Here is a 23783-nt window from a genome sequence, read left to right as displayed (position 1 = left end):
GTCTATTGTTAAGTTTTTCTTGAATACTCATTAGTGATTTTTCATCAATTTGATTGAAGTCAGTTCCTTTAGGAAGGTATCTTCTAATAAGTCCATTTGTATTTTCATTAGTTCCTCTTTCCCAGGAAGAATATGGATGGGCAAAGTAAATTTTCATGCCAGTATTTTGTGTTATTTTTTCGTGTTTTGCCATTTCAATTCCGTTATCGTATGTCATTGTTTTCTTAAATAATTGATTTAATAGGTTTAGTTTTTTCGAAAACATTTTTGCTACTTCATCTGATTTTCTGCTATTAAGTTTTATTATAATAGTGTATCTAGACTTTCTTTCAACAATGGTTCCAATAGCACTCTTTTGATTCTTACCAATCATTAAATCTCCTTCCCAATGACCAATTTCTTCTCTTAGTTCAATGTGTTTGGGCCTTAGATCTATACTGACTTGGTTGATTATTTTACTTCCTGTTCGGCGTCTTTTTTTAGGGGTTCTTCGTCTAGTTTTTTTGCGTACAAGAAGCTTAATTAGTTTTTTGTTTAAACTAGCTTGAGGACGTGTATAAATGTGTCTGTAAATAGCTTCATGTGAAATTGTCATTATGGGATCATTAGGATAATCTTGTTTGATTTTACCAGCTATTTGCTCAGGAGTCCAATTTGATAAAAGACCTTTATATACAAAGAATCTTAAAAGAGAGTAGGTGCTTATTTTGTCAAGATTTCTTTTGTTTAAGTAGTCTTCTTTAGCACACCAATGTGCCAAATGAGCTTCGTATTTATCGTACTTATTTTGTACCCACTTATTGACTTCTCGAGAGATTGTAGATCGCGATCGATTTAGTCTTTTAGCTATGTAAGCTTTAGTGTTGTTTTCGTTTAAAAGAGTCTCTATTTGAATTCTCTCCTTTAAGGTAAGTCGTTTATGTTTTTTTACTTCCATTGTAACAAATCTATAAATTTAGATTTGTTGCGTTAAGTTATTGAATTCGGAATCTTACAGGCTTATGCAACATAACTGGTTCATGTATAGCCGTTCTATTTTATAAAATAATAAACAGCTACTTTAGGAAATATATATAGCTAAATTTGAAAAATAAAGCAATGCTGTATATGGAAAAATAAGTCCTAAATTTCATTCTTTTTATAGTCCCATAATAGGATTTTTTCTGTAGGCTAAATCGCTCAATTATTAGCCGTTTAGCATGCAAAAAACGTCTTTTATCGTTATAATTGGATTTTTTTTTACTTTTTTTAAGTTTTTTTTTTACTAAAAATAGTTGCTGTTTTTTTTTTCTTCCAGATGCTCTAAAAGTCAGTGATAGCTTTAACTTAGATGCTTTTTTACAATGTGCTTTGTTTCGTTTTTAGATACAAATTACAGATGGAAATCTCCTATTATATGAGGTTAAATAAAAATTTAGGGTTGTGCATTTTGATTATTTGCCTAGATTTGTTGCATAATTTTAATTATTAAAGATTTACAAATATGAAGCTTAAACTTGTTTTTTTTAGTGTTATTTTTTTATTAATTACTGGAGTAGGAACAGCTCAAAATAGAACTGGAGCTCCAAAGAGTATTATTAATAAAGATGTTGCGATCTCTAAATATCATGATCTTAAAGAGTTAGAGGATATGCAAAAAGGGAAATTATTAGAGTTATATACCGAACGAATGGAAATCATTATTAAACTATTGCCATCCATCGCTTTCGGAATTAAACCAGGTATTACAATGTCTAGTTTTGGTATTCCAGATTCTAAAGAAAATAGAAGTGCATTGGAGGATCATCATGAGGCTACTGCAAGTTTTTTCGCAAATACTATTGCCTTTCAGAGTAGAATTTTGCCATATTCCGATAAAGCTAATTTAATAGCAGCTATTTTGTTTTATGAACAAGTTTTGAAGTCCCTGCATATTTACGGACAGGAAAATAAGTTCTAAATGGATTACAAAAAAGGAGGAATTACTTGAAAATAATTAGAGACGTAAGAAAAAGAGTGCAATGTGATTTTATTTTTTTACCATTACTTTCTCGATTTAGTTTATAAATATTCTTTGAAAGCCTGATTAACAGTCGTTTTTTTTAGTAAAAACCTATTAATCGGGCTTTTTTATTTTTTCGCTTATGATTTTATATTTTGCATTTCGTCGATAAAATTTGCATTACATGGAATTTATCTCTAGATTTACCATCTTAAATAACACACTTAGAATTATTAAATATTTTTCGTTATGAAACATTTACTTAAAACCGCATCTATATTCCTTTTAATTATTGGAAGTACCTACGCACAGCAGGAAAAAGGTATAATAGGTAATAGCAATTGGTTAAATTCTTGGACAGAATTTAAACCAGACTTAGTGGAGTATAATGAGGCTACCGAAATTCTTACAGGAATTATTTCAACAGACACAAAATTACTAAAGAGAAACACTTATATGTTACTCGGTGACGTTTTTGTAACGGCTGGCGCTGTACTTACTATAGAACCAGGTACGGTTATTATTGGTGATTTTAAAACAAAAGGATCGCTAACTATAACTAAAGGTGCTACAATAATTGCAAACGGTCTAGAAACAGATCCTATTGTGTTTACGTCCAATAGAAGTGTGAAAAAAGCTGGGGATTGGGGAGGTATAATTATTCTTGGTGATGCTCCCATAAATAACTTCGGTAATGGCGTTTTAAAAGGCTATAATTTTAATACAGATCCTTCTTTAGATATTAGCTACGGTGGTGAAAACCTAGAAAGTAATTCTGGTGTTTTACGATATGTAAGAATAGAGTATGCAGGTAAAAGAACTAAAGATGGTGATAATTTTAATGCACTATTATTAGCTGCTTTGGGTACGGAAACAACTATTGATAATGTGATGGTAAGCTATTCTGCTGGTAATTCATTTGATATATATGGTGGAGAGCTATACTTAGAAAAGTTGGTTTCCTATAAATCTAATCGTATCGACTATAACTTTAATTTTGGAGCGCAATGTAATTTATTTAACTCGTTGGCAGTTCGATCTTCTTATGTGTCGAGCTCTAAGGGGTCCAGAAGTATGAATGTTGCATCTTACGAAAAAGGGGACGACGTTAGTTCTGTCAAACTAGAAACGACAGTTACGGCTTTAAACTTAACATTAATTAATGTAAGTGATGATTTAGATTACGAAATTAAATTAGACTTAGTTAAGGAAGGTATTTTTATTGGAAATGATGCAACTCTTAGTATGAAAGAAAGCGTGGTATCCGGATTTAGTCCAGCGGTTATAATTGATAGTGACGTGCGTGTTAATAACGAAAGTTTAAAGAAAATAATATTTCAAAAAATGTATTTCAATAATTGTAATGGAAATATCTTTAAAGAATACAATAGTAATAATGAAGATTTAGAAAACTGGTATGGTAACAGTAGCTTTTTTAATGTGTACTCTAAAGGATTAGATTCGGAAACATTTATTGATCTGAAAAATGATAATCGACTAGATTTTAGATTGCGTATTAATAAAATTCTTGCATCTAGTATTGATTAGAATTCAACCATATAATATAACTGTCTTAAATGCGGAAGCATGACGTTTAAATAAGCTTATACTTTTGGTATTTGTCTTTAATAAGTAAGTGTATGATGAAAATTACTTTTCTACGTAAATTATTTTTAGGATTATGCATTAGTGTTTTTTTAGTTTCTCAAAAAATAAATGCACAAATAGTAATTGGTACTCCAAATTTAGGATTCAGTCAAGCATGTGCAAATGCGTCTTTTAATTCTTATAATGTCAATTTTGTCTTTTCACATAGTGCTCCATTAGATGCATCCAATCAATTCAACATATTATTGTCCGATGCTAACGGTGATTTTACTAACGAAACCGTTATTATTCCAACGAATGCAGGGACAATAACTTCTTCTCCTGCAGTTTTAAATTTTTTATTACCAACCAATCTCGCTGGTGAAGGATATAAAATAAAAATAAGAAGTACTGCTCCTGTTGCAACGAGTTCTAGATCTGTAGCATTTGCCGCATATTATAAAATTCAAGACGAACCATTTACCATTAATAATTTGATAGATACTGCGGTTTTTTGTGCCGGCGGAAGCTATTTGTTAACCATTGATAATCCTGGAACAGGAACCAATGATTCGCCACTAAATTATCCTTCTTTATCCTTTAAATGGTATAAAGAAACTAGTATGACAACATCTGTTTTTGTTTCCGATGGCCCTAGTTTATCTGTAAATAGTCCTGGAACTTATTTTGTAGAGACCTATTATGGTTCTTGTACTTCCAGTTCCTATTCTAATAGGGTACAGGTTTCTGAAGCTATGTCAAGTATAGAAGCTGTAATTATCTCTAGTTTAGGTAATCCGTATTGCCCAAGTAATGCACCAACTATCTTAAGTACAACAAATGGAGAAACGTACCAATGGTCCCAAGATGGTATTCCTATTTCAGGAGCTACCAACCAAATGTATGCAACTGCAGAATCCGGATTATTTGAAGTCCGGGTCGATTTAGGTGGATGTGTAGCAACAGGTTCTATCGATTTAATAAGCGAGCAGTTTACTAGTAGTATCAATGTTTTGGAAGAAAACAACATCGAATCCGATCAAACTTTAGAAGTCATTGTTACGTCATCTGCAACAAATCCAGAATACCAATGGTTTTTTAACGATGTCCTTATTACGGATGCTTTAGAGGGAACTTATATAGCAAGCCAAGAAGGAAGCTACAAAGTTATCATAACAGAAACTACAGGTTGCCAAGCTTCTAAAGAATACACTTTTACTGTAATTAAAGCAGAAGACCCATTTCCAGATGTTGCAGAAATTCCAAATTTAATTAGTCCTAATGGTGATGGCGCAAATGATACGTGGGTAATTCCTAATCAATATGTAAGTGGTACCAATACCGAAATAGTTATAATGGATTCCTACGGGAAAATAGTTTTTGAAACGGAAGACTACCAAAATAATTGGCCAGAAAATGAAATGCCTTTTAATGCTGTAAATGCGGTGTATTATTATATGATCATCACAGAAGACAAAAACACAAAAAACGGATCGATAACAATAGTTAAATAGTATGAAAAAAACATTACTTGTAATAGCTTTAATTTTTGGTTTCACGCAGTGCTTCTTTGGACAAGAAGAGGACGGAGTGATTTCGCTAGCTATACCTGTAAGAAATTCATTGAAGTTTAATAGATTCAATATCAATCCAACCTTTAGTTTTGTAAGAGAACAAAACAAATATATAAGTGTAAATAATAAAAGGGAATGGGTGCAATTTGAAGACGCTCCACAAACCTATTTATTAAGCTATTCTGGTCGATTTAGAGAGAATATAGGAGTAGGTATTGGTTTCTTTCAACAAAATTATGGTGTTTTAACTTCTTATGGTGGTATTTTAAACCTAGCCTACAATGCCATGCTGCAACCAGATAGTAATTTAACTTTCGGATTAAATATTGGCTTTTATCAAAGTGGTATCAATGAAGGTAAAGTGGTTACCAATGTGGCAGATCCTTCCTTAGAAAATATACCATCTAATTCTATTTTAAGTGTTAGTCCAGGAATTAATTACGGAACGGTGTTTTTTGACTTCGGAGTTTCCGTTAATAATCTAGTACAGTACAATTTTAAAACATCACAACTTCTTAAAGAAGATCCGCAACAAGTTATTCAGGCACATATAATGTATACCGGATATATGAGTAGTTATGGTTTTCTGGATGAAAGTAAATTTTCGGGTATCATAAAATCGGAATTTAAAAAAGATAAAACAGTGCTTTCCGGATTAGCAATGCTTACGGTACCTAAAGGAATTTGGGGACAAGTTGGTTATAATACGCAGTATGGTATTTCAGGTGGTATCGGACTTAATATTACTTCACAAATAGCTATTGAGTATAACTACGAGAAAGCTATTGGAGATCTTTCCGCTTTTGGTTCTTCACATGATATCACGTTGGCATATAAATTTAAAAACACAAATAATTTTTATTATAGTGGAGATGATGAGGAAGAAACGATGCTTTTCAAAAAGAAGAAAAGAAGAGTGGTTTCTTCAAAACCAAAAGTAGATACAGCAGCTAGAGCGATAATTGCTAAAGAAAAAGCAGATGCAAGAGCCTTAGCCCAAGCCAAAATTAAAGCAAAAGCGGATGCAAGGGCAGCAGCAAAAGCAGAAGCAGCTGCAAATAGAAAACAAGTAGAAGAAGTAACAATACCGGTCGAAGAAGTAGAAGAGGAAAGCGTAATAACAGATACAGAACTACAAGCACAAGCACAAGCACAAGCCGATGAAGCAGCAAGATTAGCAGCAGAAGCAGCAGCAAAAGCGCAAGCAGAGGAAGATGCAAGATTAGCAGCTCAAGCAGCAGCACAAGCACAAGAAGAGGAAGACGCAAGATTAGCAGCAGAAGCAGCGGCACAAGTTCAAGCAGAGGAAGACGCAAGATTAGCAGCAGAAGCAGCAGCACAAACACAAGCCGATGAAGCAGCAAGATTAGCAGCAGAAGCAGCAGCACAAACACAAGCCGATGAAGCAGCCAGATTAGCAGCAGAAGCAGCAGCACAAGCACAAGCCGATGAAGCAGCAAGATTAGCAGCAGAAGCAGCGGCACAAGTTCAAGCAGAGGAAGACGCAAGATTAGCAGCAGAAGCAGCAGCGCAAACACAAGCCGATGAAGCAGCCAGATTAGCAGCAGAAGCACAAGCACAAGCCGATGAAGCAGCAAGATTAGCAGCAGAAGCAGCAGCGCAAACACAAGCCGATGAAGCAGCAAGATTAGCAGCAGAAGCAGCGGCACAAGTTCAAGCAGAGGAAGCAGCCAGATTAGCAGCAGAAGCAGAAGCACAAGCACAAGCCGATGAAGCAGCAAGATTAGCAGCTCAAGCAGCAGCGCAAGTTCAAGCCGATGAAGCAGCCAGATTAGCAGCAGAAGCAGCAGCAAAAGCGCAAGCCGATGAAGCAGCAAGATTAGCAGCCGAAGCAGCAGCGCAAGCACAAGCAGATGAAGACGCAAGATTAGCAGCCGAAGCAGCAGCACAAACACAAGCAGAGGAAGACGCAAGATTAGCAGCGGAAGTAGCAGCGCAAACACAAGCAGAGGAAGCTGCAAGATTAGCAGCGGAAGCTTCTGATAAAGAAGAAGCTCTATCTGAAATCACACAGAAAGATGTGATAGCAAAAGAGATGTTTGCAATTACAGAATCGGCAAAAATATCTAAAGAAAAGCAGGATGCATTGTTAGCGAAATTAAATGAAGCAGTTGCAAGTAAAGATAAAGACCTTAAAGACTTAAAAGAAGAAAATGATTTGAGTGAAAAAGGAATTTATTCAGAACCTAAACCATTTAAAAGTATTGCTGCAGAAAATCGAATGCTAGAATCCTTAAAAACAGAAGTAGATCAAGTTATTCAAGAGCGTGGTGAAGAAATAGTAGCATTAGAAAACCTATATAATAATAGACTTAAAGATGTTTCTAACAAAAAGGACGAAACGAATCAATATTATTTAAATGCAATTCAAACTTTAAAAGAAGAACAATTACAATCTAAAAGAGCGAAAGAACAATTAGTATCTACTTTAGAAAGTATTAAGATTGCTACCGATTTTGAACGTAAACGAAGAATTAAACGTGCCGTTTATGATAATGAGAAAGATCGTTATTTAAAGGATAAAGCAACCCTAGAAAGTATTATAGAAAATACACCTTTAAGCACCGAACCTATTACAGCAGAAGATTTTGATTTTGGCGAAGCGCAAAGTGCAACGGTACAAATATTAAAGGATGTGCAAAATGTAGACGAAGGATATTATATCATTATTGCAGTACATAGTGACAAGGTGAAGAGAGATGCATTTTTAGAAAAAGTAGTCGCTACTGGACAATCTAATATTAATTTCTTCTTTGATGTAAATACCAATAAGTACTTTATTTACTATGAGAAATTTGATTATGTAGATGGAGCTATGCGAGCTTTAGAAGCTAAAGGAAGCAAGCCTTACAATGGAAAAATGTCTGTTATTAAAATAGAAAATTGATAAAAAATTAAAGTAAAAATATCATTTAATCCATATTCCCAAATGGTTTAAATGTATGAAACATATAACATGAAAAAACCTACTTTTTTTAAGATCGGAATAGTAATTATATTACTAACAACTAGTCTGCAGTCTATCGCTCAGAATTACGTTCCATTTACACCTAGATTTAACCAAGACCTAAAAGGAGATATTCGCTTGATTGGGAATAATATATTAGGTCCAGATAACAATGCCTTCAACAATAACAATGTATATAATCACAATGTGGATATGCAGTATATTGATATTGATGGAGATCCTTCAACATTCAATTCTACCAGTGCAGATTTAGAAATTCCGAATCCTGGTTGTTATAAAATTATACATGCAGGTTTGTATTGGGGTGCAGTTACAAATGGAACGGATCCAATTACAGAAGTAAAGTTTAAAGGTCCAGAAGGAGGTTATAATGATGTTGTAGGAACGCCAATTTATAGTGCAGGAGGAGTAGCAACGGGTGATAGTTATCCGTATTCTTGTTATGCAGATGTAACCGCTATAGTTAATGGTTTTACCAATAATTTAGGTACATATACTATAGGAAATGTTTCTACAGCACAGGGAGAAACATCTGATTTTAGTCCTTATAACGGAACAGGATATTCTGCAGGTTGGTCCTTGTTTATTGTTTTTGAAGATCCAACGTTACCAGGAAAATCGATTACCAGTTTTGATGGTTTTAGTGCAATTAGTTTCGCCGATAATCCTAATTTAGATATACCTGTTTCTGGTTTTAGAACAGTACCAGCACCTATACCAGTAAGAGCAAATTTTGCGTTTGCAGCTTTAGAAGGGGATAAACCAATTCAAGGGGATAGATTAAGAATTAATGGCGTAAACATGTCTACGGTAGATCGTCTTGCTAACAACTTTTTTGATAGTTCTGTTACACAACTAGACGCAACGCCTGTAATGAATAGAAATCCTAACAGTACAAATACTTTAGGTTTTGATACAGGGATTATGGCGGTTCCTAATCCAGGGAATTCCGTTATCACAAATGATTCTAATAATGCAACAATAAGTTTGTCAACACAAGGAGATACTTATTTTGTGTACCTGTCTGCTATAGCTGTAGAGATTATAGAACCTAATATTGTTCTTACTAAAATTGTACTCGATGAATTTGGAGCCGATATTGGTGGGCAAATGGTTGCTTTAGGACAGCCTCTAACCTATGTTATTGGTTTTCATAACACAGGAAATGATGATGCCGGAAATTTAATTATCAAAGATATACTTCCTATTAATACCATTTTTGATTATCCTGCTGGTTTAGAATTACCTCCTGGTGTTACGGTTGTCAGTTATGATCCTATTACGCGAGAAATTATCTTTAGTGTAGCTAATTCTTATGTAGAGCAAGGATATCCTGTTTCCGAAATTCGAATTAATGTAAATGTTGTTGAAAACTGTAATGAAATTGATGATGCTTGTTCTAATACGATTAATAATCAGGCTTTTGCAACCTATACAGGTATTACGAATGCTAATTATGAAATTACAGATGATCCTAGTTTAAATAGTAATACTGGATGTTTATTAACACCACAAGCTACTAATTTTCTTGCCGATTTAAACGATTGTGTTTTTACACAAAATGAAGTGCTTTGTGGGGAAAGTGTACAGTTAACTGCCGCTGATGGTTATGATACTTATTCGTGGTCTACAAGTGCTACAGGTACACCTGTAATAGGAACAACGCAGACAATTACAGTGACCAATGTTGGCACGTATTACGTGCATAATGCTGCTGTAGCTCCTTGTCAATCTATAGATCAAATATTTACCGTTACGCCGTATGGTGCTTCTATTACAAATCCTGTAATTCCGTATGCGGATGAAGTTGTTACTTGTCCGAATGATGGAAAATTACTACCAAATATATTCTTATGTGGTGCCAATGATTCCGTTTTTATTGAAACAAATATTGCAGATGCATCTACGATTATTTGGGAGCAATTAGACGAAGCAAGTTGTGCGCCAGTTTCCGATACAGATTGTGCCAATGAAAATACTTCTTGTACTTGGACGCAAGTTGGAACAGGACCCGACTTTTTAGCGAATACTTCCGGACAGTTTAGGTTAACTTTAAACTATGATGGTGGATGTTTTAATCAGTTTTATTTTAATGTGTATCAGAATATTTTAATTCCGACGGTTAATACTCGCGATATTATTTGTACAACTCCTGGTCAAATTACAGTTGGTGGTGTTCCTTCCGGATATGAATATAGCATCGATGGAACAAATTTCCAGGCTAGTAATATTTTCTCCGTTACCGTTGCAGGTATTTATACCATCTATATCAGACAAACAGGAGTAACTACAAATCCTTGTATTTTTACGGTTCCAGATATTCAAATTAGAGAAAGAGATTTTAGCGTTTCTACAAACGTGACACAGCCACTTTGTAATGGCGATAAAGGAAGTATTCAATTGGTTGCAAATGATGTGAGACCACAATATTTTTTCACCATCCATAATGGTGCAACACTAGTAAATAATGTTGGTCCGATTACCGAAAATAATTACGCCTTTAATAATTTAAATCCAGGTACTTATACCGTTTTAGTCGAAACCGAAGATGGATGTAGCTATACCGAAGATATTACCATTTCAGAACCACCACTATTAACAGTTACAGCGGCTATTACTAGTCCGTTAACCTGTGCAGATGGCGAAATTACAGTATATCCACAAGGCGGAACACCTCCGTATTTTTATTATATAAATAGTACAACAGATTTTCAAACCGTACCAGAAATAGTGGTAACAGCTGGAGGTACTTATGATATTACGGTATTAGATGCTAACAATTGTAGTGCTAGTACAACTATTGAAATAGTAGATATACCAGCTCCAGAATATACTATTAGTCAAACCGATGTTTTATGTTATAATGATACTACTGGTGAGATTCAAATTAATGTTACCAATGCAAATGGATATACTTTAGAATATAGTATGGACAACGGAACAACTTTTACTTCCAATTCTACTTTTACTAATCTAAATGGTGGGAATTATGAAGTCGTAATTAAATACACGCTTGGTGGTTCTGAATGTTTTACAACGGCAGAAACAATTACCATAAATCAACCAGATGAAGCTTTAACCGCTACCGCAGGAATATCTGCACTTGCAGGTTGTGGTCCATCAGGAGAAGGTACTATTCGTATTACTAATCCGCAGGGAGGAACACCTTTTCCTGCACCAAATTTTTATGAGTATAGTTTTGATAACCAAACAACATGGACAACATCCAACGAAGCATACGTAAATCCAGGAACATATACCGTTTATATTCGTGATGCTAATGGTTGTGTTTTTGTGATGCAGGATACTATTTTAGATCAGGAACCTCCTGCGCCAACGATTGAAGTTGGTGATACTACGTTTAATTGTGATGGTTCTGGAAATGCAACGGTAACAGTAACCAATAATGGTGGCGTTTCTTATGCTTATGATTATTATTTAGATGGTACACTTAACCCAAATACAACAGATCCAGAAACGTTTATAAATGTGCCTTCCGGATCGCATACGATTAGTGTAGAGTACACTTTATTAACGGTGCCTACATTTAGTAATTTACTTTATGAGACATTTGGTTATGGTGAAGACACTACTTCTCCTGGAATTAACCCAACCTATTATTGTTTTGAAAGACAAGTGGTTGCAACACAATGTAGATATAATCCAGCAATTAATGATGGGGATTATTCTGTTACTGCTAGTATTGTACATCCATTTGGAACATGGATAAACCCAATAGATCATACGCCAGTAACGACTCCTGCAACACCAAACGGACGATTTATGGTGGTGAATATTGGAGCAGCAATTCCTGCAACCGAAATATTATATGAAAAACAAATAGTCGATATTATTCCAAATCAGCCAATACAAGTAGAGTTTGCTGCTATGAATTTGCTGGAAACAGGAAACTCGCAATATGACCCTAATTTAAGAGTAGCATTAGTAGATGGTTCTGGTACAGAAATATCTTTTTACAATACAGGAGATATTCCTAAAACAGAAGATTGGGTAGAGTATCCTACAACACCAATAACTTTAGATCCCGGAGCGAATACTAGTTTAAAATTCATTTTAAGATCCAACGTACAACAAGTTAGTGGAAACGATGTGGCAATAGATGATTTGAAAGTGTTTCAACTTCCTGTCGCTTGTGCTAATCTTGTAGATTTCCCTTTTGTTATTCCTTCCGGAAATGCATTTACTGCAGATATTACAGGAACTTCTATGATAAGCTGTTCTGGTAATGCAGATGGTGAAATTACCATTGCGGCACAAAATTTTGATCCTATTCTAGGTTTTCAATATTCCATAGATAATGGTGTAACTTGGATAACCGAAACAACATCACCGCAAACGATTACCGGATTAACAGATACAACGTATACTATTCAAATACGTTATGAGGATGCAGCCGATACCTGTGTTTTTGACTTTACAGAGACAATAACCTCAGCAAACCCATTAACTATTAGTATTACTAATACCGAAGTAAATTGTGTAGATGGCGCAACCATTACAGCTACTGCAACAGAAGGAACGCCTGGATATTCTTTTCAATTGATCGATACGGTTTCTCCTTTTACAGTAACCGATTTTCAAAATGGTACTTTAACAGATGTTGCTCCGGGAACCTATACTGTGGAAGTGACAGATGCTTCCGGTTGTACAGCATCGACAACACTTACGCTAAGTGCAACAACTGCACCAACGGCAATTATAAGTACTACATCTAATTTTTGTTATGATCCAACAAATGGAGCAACTCTAGAAGTTACTGCTTCAGGAGGTGTAGCACCATATCAATATAGTAGCAATGGAGGCGCATTTCAAAATGACTATATTTTCAATGGCTTAACACCTGGAACATATACCATAACCGTACGAGATACTTTTGGATGTGAAGTTACTTTACCAGCTCAAACGATAGAGCCTCAGTTAGTATTAGGCACTATAATATCTAAAGACTTAGACTGTACAACGTCTCCGGATGCAGTAATCACAGGAACTATATCTGGTGGTACTGCGCCATTTACGTATGCGGTTTCTGAAAACGGTGGGACATACACAGACTTAGGAACTACTGGTACACCTTTCACTTATACGGTGGCAACAGCAGGAACGTATCAATTTCAAGTAACAGATGCACAAGGTTGTATTGCAATATCGGAAGTCAATACTATTGCTTCTATTTCTGCGCCAACAGGAACTGCTACTGGTGTGGACCCACTTTGTTTTAATGATGCAAATGGAGAAATTCAATTGTTTGCAGCAGACGGATCTGGAGGATATACTTTCAGTTTTAATGGAGGTGCTTTTGCAACAACTTCTTTCTATGATGCCTTAGATGCAAATACTACCACAGCTACGACTACAGAATATACCTATCAAATACAAGATAGTAATAACTGTCTATCTCCTATATATACGATTACTTTAAATAATCCGACAGAGATTATTGCGACAGCTACTTTATCGAATAACACCAACTGTAGTACTACAACAGATATTACGGTAACTGCTTCTGGTGGTGCGGGTAATTATACCTATAGTTTTAATGGTAATACTGCTTATACTGCTACAAACGTATTAACAGTAACCAATACAGCTACAACACAAACCGTAACGTATGCAGTAAAAGACGCTAATGGTTGTATCGATACGGAAACGATAGAGATTCCACCATTCAATCCTTTAACAGGAATGACTTTTGTCGATTCTAATACCATTACTTGTAATGCTGCTACTACAGATGTAACCGTGACACCTACAGATGGTGTTGCTCCATTTACCTTTGAAATAACAGCTCCAGCAGCAGCAACTTCTAATACTTCTGGTGCAACAAGTGGAGTTTTCACCAATGTTGGTCCAGGAAATTATACCTTTCAAATAACAGATGGTAATGGTTGTACAAGTACTGCTTCTCATACCATTGCACCAGCAATTAATATTGCAGTAGCGCAAACAAACACAGATCAAATATGTTTTGGTTCGGATGATGGAACTGCTGTTTTTACAATGACAGATGTTAGTAGTTTAGGAAACTATAGCTATACATTAACTCCTTCCGCAGGAACAATAATACAAACTAGTAATGAAGTTACAGTAACTAATTTACCAACAGGAACCTATACGTTTGATGTTGTAGATACTACAACAGGTTGTACTAGTGCTGCTACTGTTACTATAGATGCAGTAACTCCAATTACTTTTACAGTAAACGCAACTAATATAAGTTGTAATACGACGACTTCTACCATTAGTTTTTCTGCATTATCTGGAGGAACTGGTGGTTATAGCTATGCGTATGTAACCTCTGGAAGTGCAGCTCCTACTAGCAGTGATTACAGTACTTCAACAACAGTAGATACTAGCGTTTTAGGATTAGTAATTGATGTTTATGTCATGGATAGTAATAATTGTGTGGTTATGGATACTATAACTATTACAAGTGATGTATTACCTACCGTAACAGCAAGTATAGATAACCAATGTTCAGGAACAGGGAATGATTTCACGATTACAGCAACGGCAACAGGTATTGCCACGTTAATGTATAGTATCGATGGAACGAATTTTCAAACAGGAAATACATTTACAGTAACTGCAGGAACATACACTATAACCGTTAGAGATGGTAACGGTTGTGAAGTAACAGATACGGTTACTGTTAATCCGCAATTAACACTTGCTGCTGTATTAGATAAAGATATTACTTGTGTTTTACCAGCGGAAGCGGAAGTAACATTAACAGCTTCAGGAGGAGATGCGTCGGTTTATACGTATGCATATTCTACAGATGGTGGTGCTACATATACCAATATGGCTACTAGTGTACTAAATACAACAACACCTGGAAGCTATGTTTTTATGGTTACAGATGCAAATTCTTGTACGGCAGTAACAACAATTCCTATAGAAATTACGGCAGCTGTTAATCCAGATATTACAGTAGCACAAACCGGATTCATTAATTGTAATGGAGAAGAAACAGGAGCTATTTCAATAACACCAGATGTAACACTTGGTCAAGCGCCATTTGTTTTTGAAGTATATAATACAACTACAAGTACTTCTTATGGGACACAAATTTCAGGGTTACCAGCAGGAAATTATACGGTGACGGTAACAGACGCAAGAGGTTGTACTGAGGTGGAGCCTATTAATATATTACAACCAAACGCCATTATTGTTAACCATTCGACTGTGCCAATTACATGTACTGCTAGTGGGGTTTCACAAGGGTCGGTAATTGTGGATAATGTTACTGGAGGTACAGGGCCATACAACTATTTTGTAACCGGTACCAATGGTTACGATGAGGTAGAGCTTAATAATATAGGAGATACATCGACTACTTTTGATGTTGTAGATTTCGGTTTATATCAAATTAATGTTGTGGATACCAATGGATGTTCTGTATTAATACAAAATGTATTAGTAGCTTCTCCTCCAGATGATTTAGATATTACTATTGATGCGACTGCAGACTGTGCAACAGGTGGAGAAGCTGTAGTTACAGTAAGTACAGCATTAGCTGGCTCGGGTCCTTTCTATTTTGATATTTATAATGGTACTATTCCAACAGCACCACCAGGAGGAACATGGCAACTAGAGACATCTCCGGGTTCTATTACCTTTTCAGGATTAACAACGGGTGTTTTATATACTTTTATCGTTTATGATTCGCTGACTGGATGTACGTATTTTGAAACTGCAGCTGCTCCAATACCAACAAATGCTACCTTAACAGTAGATACTGTAAGTTCTAATAATATTACATGTACTGGAAGTGCAGATGGTAATGTTTCTTTCACGATACATAATCCGGAAACGAGTGCTATTGATGTTAATTTTGAAATATTTGATTCCTTATCACAAATAACAACAGGTGTAAATGGAAATGGAACGGTACCTGCAGGAGGATCACTTCCTATAACTAATTTAGGACCTCTACCTTTTGGAAACTATTATGTTTTAATTACAGAAACATCTGGAACAAATGCAGGTTGTAGTATTGTAACTGCTTCCCCATTTAATATTACAGAATCTGCTATAGCTTTTAATTTAACAGCTTCGGTTTCTTCCACTGAAAATTGTAATGCTTTAGGAGTTATTACTGCAATTGCAAGTGACGGTACAGCACCTTATCAGTATCAAATTTTATTAGATTCAGATACTGCTCCAATAGCATCAAGTACCAGTTGGGCATCTGCTAACACATTTACTGTAGCAGCAAATGGTTATACCGTTTATGCTATCGATGCTTACGGATGTATTAGAGATTTTGATGTTACTCTAACTAAAGATGCAGAGCCAACAATCGATCCGCAAACGGCACCTTGTTTTGAAGGTAATCCTATAAATATTACCATTACTGGTAGTGTAGCTATAGGAAGTCCGTTGTATAGTATGAATGGAACTACTTTTGTTTCCAATCCTAATTTTACGGTTTCCGCTTCCGGAACGTACACTTTATATATACAAGATGGAAATGGTTGTGTGGCATCTACACCTTATATTGTTAATGATCAGTTATTATTAAGTGCAGCTTTAACTAGCGCATTAGATTGTAGAGCAACACCAAATGCAGAAATTACATTATCCGCAACCGGAGGAGATGCTACATTATATACCTATGAAGTATCTACCGATGGTGGTGCTACATATAGCCCAATGGGTACCAATGTATATACCACTACAACAGCTGGAACGTATACGTTTATGGTTACCGATGCTGCTGGTTGTACGTCTACAGTAACCTATGTTGTGGATGCGATACAGCCAACAACGTTTACAACTGCAGAAATAAATGTGAGTTGTAATGGTGGTAGCGATGGTTCTATTACGGTAACCACAACGTCATCTACAGGTCCTTTTATGTATCAATTAGATAGCGGAACACCACAAAGTGCTAATGTGTTTAGCGGATTATCTCAAGGAACGTTTACAATTACCGTTATAGATGCAAATGCTTGTACTACTACAAGTACACCAATTACTATAAACGAACCATTGCCATTAACAGCTACCGATTCTGTTTTAGCAACCACGACTTGTGATGTTGCAACCGTTATTACAGTATTAGGTCAAGATGGAACGCCTACAGTTTCTGGAGAATATTATTATGATTTTAATGGAACTGGTTTTTCAACAACCAATACATACACCGTTAATAGTAATGGTGCGATACAAACAATTAATTATACGGTAAGAGATGCAAATGGTTGTGAGGTTATGGGTTCTGTAATTGTTAATCCGTTAGATTCTCCAACAGATTTAGATTTTTCTGCAACGCCAATTACCTGTTTAGTTAGTATTAGCGATATAACCTTAACAGCAACAGGAGGTACTGGAGCGTTAAGCTATGAGATTTTGTCTCCTGCAAGTGCAACAACAAATACTACAGGTGCAACAAATGGAATTTTTACAGGATTAACAACAGATAGTTATACGTTTCAAATTACAGACGCTAATGGTTGTTCTTACCAAGAATTATATGTGTTAGAAGATGTAGATAATATAGAAGTTACCGGTCAATTAATTAGTGATGTTACTTGTAACCCAGGAACAGATGGGGAAGTGTTATTTACTATTTCTAATTTTACAGGAACATACAGCTATTCTATTAATGGAAATCCAGATGTCACCGGACAAACAAATCCTACAGTTACCATAAATGGATTAACAGCTGCAGGTACACAAACGATTGTGGTTACCGATGAAGCAACAGGATGTACGGCAACAACATCTATAACCGTATCTCAATCTACACCATTAAGTTTAGTAGCAGATCCTTTTATTAATGCGAATTGTAATGCAGGTGCTCAAGTAAGTGTAACCGCTTCTGGAGGAAATGGTTCTTACAGCTATTCTTTTGTTGTAAGTGGTGCGCTAGTAGGAACGTATTCTAGTTCCAATACCGCAGTTTTAGATCCAGCAATTTCAACCACTTGGGATGTTTATGTTCAGGATACTAATAGTTGTACTATTTCTACACCTTTAACCATTACGATTGCTACAGATCCTATTCCAACAGGAATAACGGTTTCAGGTTCTCCTTGTCTAAGTGCAGCAAACGATTATACGTTTACCGTAAATGTGGCTTCCGGAATAGCGCCTTACGAATATAGCATAGGAAACGGATTTCAATCTAGTCCTATATTTACAGTAAACGCTACTGGTACATATACTATAACCGTGCGAGATGCTAATGGTTGTGAGGCTACAATTCCATATACTATTGATGAACCAATAGCTTTAACTTTAGCAGCGGTATCTCCAAGTTGTAGTGATGATGATGGAGAAATTACAGTAACAGGTTTTGGAGGAACTGGTAGTTATACCTATTCTATAAATCCGAATCCTGCTTCTATAACTATAACAGGAAATGTGTTTTCAGGAGTGCCTTCTGGAAATTATGTAATGACTATTACCGATGCAGCAACATCTTGTTCTAATGATGCGAGCGTAACATTAGATACAGCAACACCAGTATTATTTTCTACTAGTGTTAACGATGTAACTTGTAATGGAGATGCGAATGGTGTAATTACGGTAGACTTACCTGCAAGTAATGATAACCCAATTTATACGTATGAGATTACTGCACCAATTATTGTAGCGCCACAAAGCTCCAATATATTTACAGGATTAGCTGCAGGTACCTATACGGTTCAAGTAACTTCGGGAAGAGGTTGTACAATGACAGCTAACGTTCTTGTTGAAGAACCAACAATTATCGATGTTCCTGCACCAGCAATTGTACAATACACATGTACAATTGGAACAAACACCATTAATTATGCTTCTATAACGGTAACTGGTGTTACTGGAGGTTCTGGAACCTATACTATTTATGAATTTCTAGAAAGTGGTACCGTTGTGCAATCTGGTACTAGCAATGTGTATACAGAGTCCGATGCTTCTGGAGGGAATTACATAGTGAATGTATATGACGATCAAGGTTGTTTAGGAAGTACACTAACCGCAGTTATTATTAATCCGTATCTAGATTTAGATACGATAGCTGTTGCTGTGGATAATGCTATTACATGTACTAATTTAGAAGATATTACCGTTACCGCTTCAGGAACTACTGGTACACCAACAAATTTAGAATATACAGTAGAAGATGTTACTGGTACTGTAACAGGTGGAATATATAGCGAGACAAATACAACAGGAATCTTTACAGGATTAGATGTTGGAAACTACAGTATTACCGTAGTAAATTTAGATACCGGATGTACGTTAGAAAGTGTACATTATGTAAACAATCCAAATACTTTCGATCTTATTGTCGATGCGGTTATAGATGTTACTTGTTTTAACGACAACAGTGGTAGTGTTACCATTACTTTTGTAGACGACGTTGTTACCGGTACAAACCCAGATCAATCCGGGCCATTTAACTACACTATTTTAGATAGTTCTGGTACCACAGTAAATTCTGGAGCTACTGCAAATGCAGGGCCAGTTAGTATTACAGGATTAGCAGGAGGAACCTATACTATAAATGCTACTTTAATAGGAAGTCCTTTTTGTACCGTAAGTGAAAACTTTACCATTACAAGACCTACAGAAGCATTGGCACTTAGTACAACGCAAACTTCCGTAACCTGTTTGGATGGTGTAGGTACAATTTCAGCTGTTGGTACAGGTGGTTGGGGGAATCTAGAATACGAATTAACTGGAGATGCTACTGTAGCATATTCTTCTAACGGAACCTTTACAGGACTGTTTGCAGGAAATTATGTAGTGAATGTGAGAGATGCTCAAGGTTGTATTGTTTCCGAAAATGTGATTTTAGCGCCAACACCGCCAATAGATAATACTTTCATCGTAACGCCAAGTATATTATCGTGTTTTGGGGATCAAGACGCAACGATAACGGTAACGAATGTTACTGGCGGACAAGGAAGCAATTACACATATACTTTAAATAGTGCATCGCCTAGTGTTACTAATTCCGGACCACAAACTTCTAATGTCTTTACCGATTTGGCAGCTGGTGTATACTCTGTTACTATAGCAGATGGTTTTAACTGTACAGTTACTTCCGCAGATATCAACATACAAGCACCATTAGAAATAGACGCAAGTCTAGTAAAACAGACACCTATAACTTGTTTCAATGATGCAACTTTAACTTTAAGTGCGTCAGGCGGAACTGGTGCATATACGTATAGTGCGAATAGTTCCATGATACCGGTACTAGGTACATTTACAAATGCTATTACATTTCCTGTCGCGGAAGGAAATTACATGTATTATGTAAGCGATGCTAATGGTTGTATTTCTGAAGTTTCTAATGATATTCAAATTGATGCACTTCCAGATTTAATAATAGATTTAACATTAACCAATGTAGTTATTAACTGTGCTGGTGATAATAATGGTGCAGTTGTAGCGGTTGCTGCAGGTGGTTTAGGAAATTACGTGTACACATTGCAAGATGCTACTGGTGCTCCAATTACTGCAACACAAACAAGTCCAGGAGTTTTTACTGAATTAATTGCAGGTACCTATCAAGTAGAAGTAGTTAGTGGAGATTGTCTTACAACATCTGCATGGATTAATATTACAGAACCAACAGCGCCATTAACCGCAACGTTTATAGTAAACGATATTACGTGTAATGGTGCAGATGATGGTTCCTTAATCATTAATGCTTCGGGTGGAACAGGTATTATTAAATATGCTATTTCTCCGCAAATGAATCAGTTTTTTGAAACGAATACGTTTGAGAATTTAGAACCTGGTAATTACGATGTTGTTGTTCAAGATGAACTAGGTTGTTATTTAACTTCTAGTTTCACCATAAATGAACCAGCTGCTGTATTACTTAGTATGGTTGCTGGATCTATATTACCAGAAATATGTTCTGGAGATAATAATGGTGAATTTAGTGTGGATATTTCCGGAGGAACACCGGTATATTCGGTGAGTTTAGATGATTATAATGGACCATATATAACCGGAGCCGTAGGACAAACACAATTTGATTTTATGAACTTAAGTGGTGGAGATCATACGGTGTTTATAAGAGATAGTTTTGGATGTGAATCGGAATGGAATATTAATTTTCCAGAATCTGTAACTATTAATCCGATAGTTGAAATCGAGTACGGTTGTGTGAATAATGTTTCCAGTAATGTGGTTACCGTAACGGTAGATGCTAGTATTACAGATCCAACAGATTTAGATTATTCTTTAAATGGAGGCCCATATCAGGCTAGTAATGTCTTTATAGATGTGGTTCCTGGAATAGGACATTATATTGATGTAAGACACACCAATACCTGTGAGAAAAGAACAGCGCTTTTCGATATCTCCGCTTTTGATCCGTTAACTCTTTCTATAACAGATGGGGAGTTTAATGAGATTGTTGCTGTCGTTACAGGAGGGTCTGGTAATTATGTGTTTACGTTTAATGGCGAAGATTTTGGAAGCACAAGCATATTCACGATCACCGAATCTGGAAACTATACCGTAACGGTTACCGATAGTAATGGATGTATGGCAATAGCTACAGATTATTTTGAGTTTGTTGATATTTGTATTCCAGACTATTTTACGCCAAATGGAGATGGCGTTTTAGATGGTTGGGCTCCAGAGTGTGTGAATCAATACCAAAATATTGAATATTCTATTTTTGATCGTTATGGTCGTAAAATAGCAACATTACGAAGAGGTGAAAAGTGGGACGGAAGATATAACCAAACAGAACTTCCTACGGGAGATTATTGGTATGTTATTAAATTAAATGATCCGGAGGAAAACAGAGATTTCGTAGGGCATTTTACTCTATATAGATAATCATAATGTGTTTTTATTATCCAACTAAATACTATTTAAAATGAAAAAATTAACCATATATATCCTTTTATTATCTTTAACAGTAAGTTATAGTCAAGAGCTAAACTTACCTGTATTTACACAGTATTTAGCAGATAATAGTTTTGTGATTTCTCCAACTTATGCAGGTATTGGTGACAATATCAAAATTAGAGCGAATGGATTAACACAATGGGTTGGTATTAAAGGAGCTCCAGATAATCAATCTTTATACGTAGACGCTAGACTAGGTAATCGTTCGGGTGTTGGACTATCTTTATATAATGATAGAAACGGAAATACAGTACAAAAAGGATTTAAAGCTTCTTTTGCACATCATCTTACTTTAGATTATTACTCCAAACAATATTTGTCTTTTGGTATTTCATATAACTATAATACGTTTAAAATTGATATCCATAATTTCAGACCTACAGCGAGTATGCCTGTAATAGATCCTAGAGTAACAGACGATAGATATATTGCGAATAATAACTTTGATGTTGGTGCTTTATATAGAAATAAAGGTTTTTATTTTAGTTTTAACGCGAGTAATATTCTACCTAAAAAGATTGATAATTTTGTGGGTGTAGAGCCAGATTTACTTTTAAATTATCAAGCATATACCGGACTTGTGCTTGTAAACCCAAGAAATAAAAAAATAGAAATTGAACCTTCCTTATTTTTTCAATATTTTGCTAGTGATGATCGATCTAGTACCGATGTAAATATTAAAGTAAGAAAATTTAGTAGAAATGAAGATTATGTTTGGGGAGGAATTTCCTATCGTTTTTTGAATGATCAATTTTTTAATCCTTTAAATCTAGGGCCTATGGTTGGTTTTAATAAATCTAATTTTTATTTTGGATATGCCTATCAAATTACCATAAATGAGCTCGCTGGTTATAATGCTGGAACACATATGGTAACTATAGGATTCGACTTTTTACAAGGTATTAGTGAATGTGAGTGCACGCAGACTAGATCACATGTAAAATAAATCATTTTATTTTTAAAGTAAAAGCGCCGTATAAAAAACATCTTTTATACGGCGCTTTTACAGTTTGAAATTGCTATGCTTTATTCCAATAAGACCTTTCTAGAAATCACATTGTTTTCGTTTGTGATTTTTATAATATAAACTCCTTTTGCTAAACGATTTGTTTGTATTAGCAATCTTTCTGGATTAAGAGATCCTGACTAATCTTTCCTAAAGCCCAGATCCATGAACAAATCCTGTTCTGCACATATTAAAATCTTAACATAAAAAAGAAATGTATTGATTTTTGTCAAAAACACAGGAAATGACCTAGATCATTTCCTGTGTTTTAAGAAAGTGCAACCTTTGAAAAGGATAATTGTAAATATGTAACACGATGGAAAAAGAAATTTTATATAACACGAACATGCATTTTGAGCATGAACAATGGAAAGGAGAACTTGCTTTTTGGAAGGACGAATTAAAATCCTTTAATAATAGATTGAGCGAATTAGTAACGCGTTGGACAGATAAAGATGTACTAGCGAAATTAGAACACTTTCAAAATGAATTTGTCCTTCATGGTGGCGTGATTGAAGATTTGCAAGAAACTATTGAAGAGCATGAAACTCGAATAGCTGGGCAAAGTAAAACAGGAACAGATGCAATGGATATGGAATTAGCAAAAAGACATATGGAGTTTAGAAACCGCATGGAAACGCAAAGACATATTTATGCAGAACTTAAAAAAGACTTTTTTAGGTTTTTGACGAAGTATATGTAGTAATAAATTAAAACCATAAAAACAAATTACAAAAACAGACCTATTATTAG

General features: G+C 35.4%; 9 protein-coding genes. 7 read left to right on the top strand and 2 right to left on the bottom strand.

Annotation, left to right across the window (positions count from 1 at the left end; genetic code table 11):
* On the bottom strand, positions 1-937 hold a 937-nt coding region (locus ACVCXO_RS02890), incomplete at its 3' end, for an IS30 family transposase (RefSeq protein ID WP_452228093.1).
* A gap of 546 nt (positions 938-1483) precedes the next feature.
* Here ACVCXO_RS02890 and ACVCXO_RS02885 point away from each other — a divergent pair.
* The 6 genes from ACVCXO_RS02885 to ACVCXO_RS02860 all read left to right on the top strand — a co-directional run bounded on the left by ACVCXO_RS02885 (position 1484) and on the right by ACVCXO_RS02860 (position 22970).
* Positions 1484-1939, top strand: coding sequence for a hypothetical protein (locus ACVCXO_RS02885; RefSeq protein ID WP_203457969.1), 456 nt, complete (start codon positions 1484-1486; stop codon positions 1937-1939).
* 291 nt (positions 1940-2230) lie between these two features.
* Positions 2231-3529: a hypothetical protein gene (locus ACVCXO_RS02880; RefSeq protein ID WP_452228092.1), complete on the top strand. Its 1299-nt coding sequence runs from the start codon at positions 2231-2233 to the stop codon at positions 3527-3529.
* Positions 3530-3621: 92 nt separating this feature from the next.
* Positions 3622-5082: a T9SS type B sorting domain-containing protein gene (locus ACVCXO_RS02875; protein ID WP_452228091.1), complete on the top strand. Its 1461-nt coding sequence runs from the start codon at positions 3622-3624 to the stop codon at positions 5080-5082.
* A gap of 1 nt (position 5083) precedes the next feature.
* Entirely contained in the window at positions 5084-8050 is a 2967-nt protein-coding gene (locus tag ACVCXO_RS02870) for a PorP/SprF family type IX secretion system membrane protein (RefSeq protein ID WP_452228090.1), read from the top strand.
* Positions 8051-8119: 69 nt separating this feature from the next.
* The gene (locus ACVCXO_RS02865; RefSeq protein ID WP_452228089.1) at positions 8120-21952 is read left to right on the top strand and encodes a T9SS type B sorting domain-containing protein; all 13833 of its coding nucleotides are present in this window, start codon (positions 8120-8122) and stop codon (positions 21950-21952) included.
* A gap of 40 nt (positions 21953-21992) precedes the next feature.
* Complete coding sequence (locus ACVCXO_RS02860) at positions 21993-22970, top strand: PorP/SprF family type IX secretion system membrane protein (protein WP_452228088.1); 978 nt, start codon at positions 21993-21995, stop codon at positions 22968-22970.
* Positions 22971-23050: 80 nt separating this feature from the next.
* Here ACVCXO_RS02860 and ACVCXO_RS02855 read toward each other — a convergent pair whose 3' ends face one another.
* On the bottom strand, positions 23051-23146 hold the full coding sequence (locus ACVCXO_RS02855) for a T9SS type A sorting domain-containing protein (protein ID WP_452228087.1): 96 nt from the start codon (positions 23144-23146) through the stop codon (positions 23051-23053).
* Positions 23147-23346: 200 nt separating this feature from the next.
* Here ACVCXO_RS02855 and ACVCXO_RS02850 point away from each other — a divergent pair, with 200 nt between their 5' ends.
* Positions 23347-23733: a hypothetical protein gene (locus ACVCXO_RS02850; protein ID WP_452228086.1), complete on the top strand. Its 387-nt coding sequence runs from the start codon at positions 23347-23349 to the stop codon at positions 23731-23733.
* Positions 23734-23783 lie beyond the last annotated feature (50 nt).

The organism is Lacinutrix sp. MEBiC02404, assembly GCF_053601575.1.
This window is presented reverse-complemented; position numbering and strand designations above follow the sequence as displayed.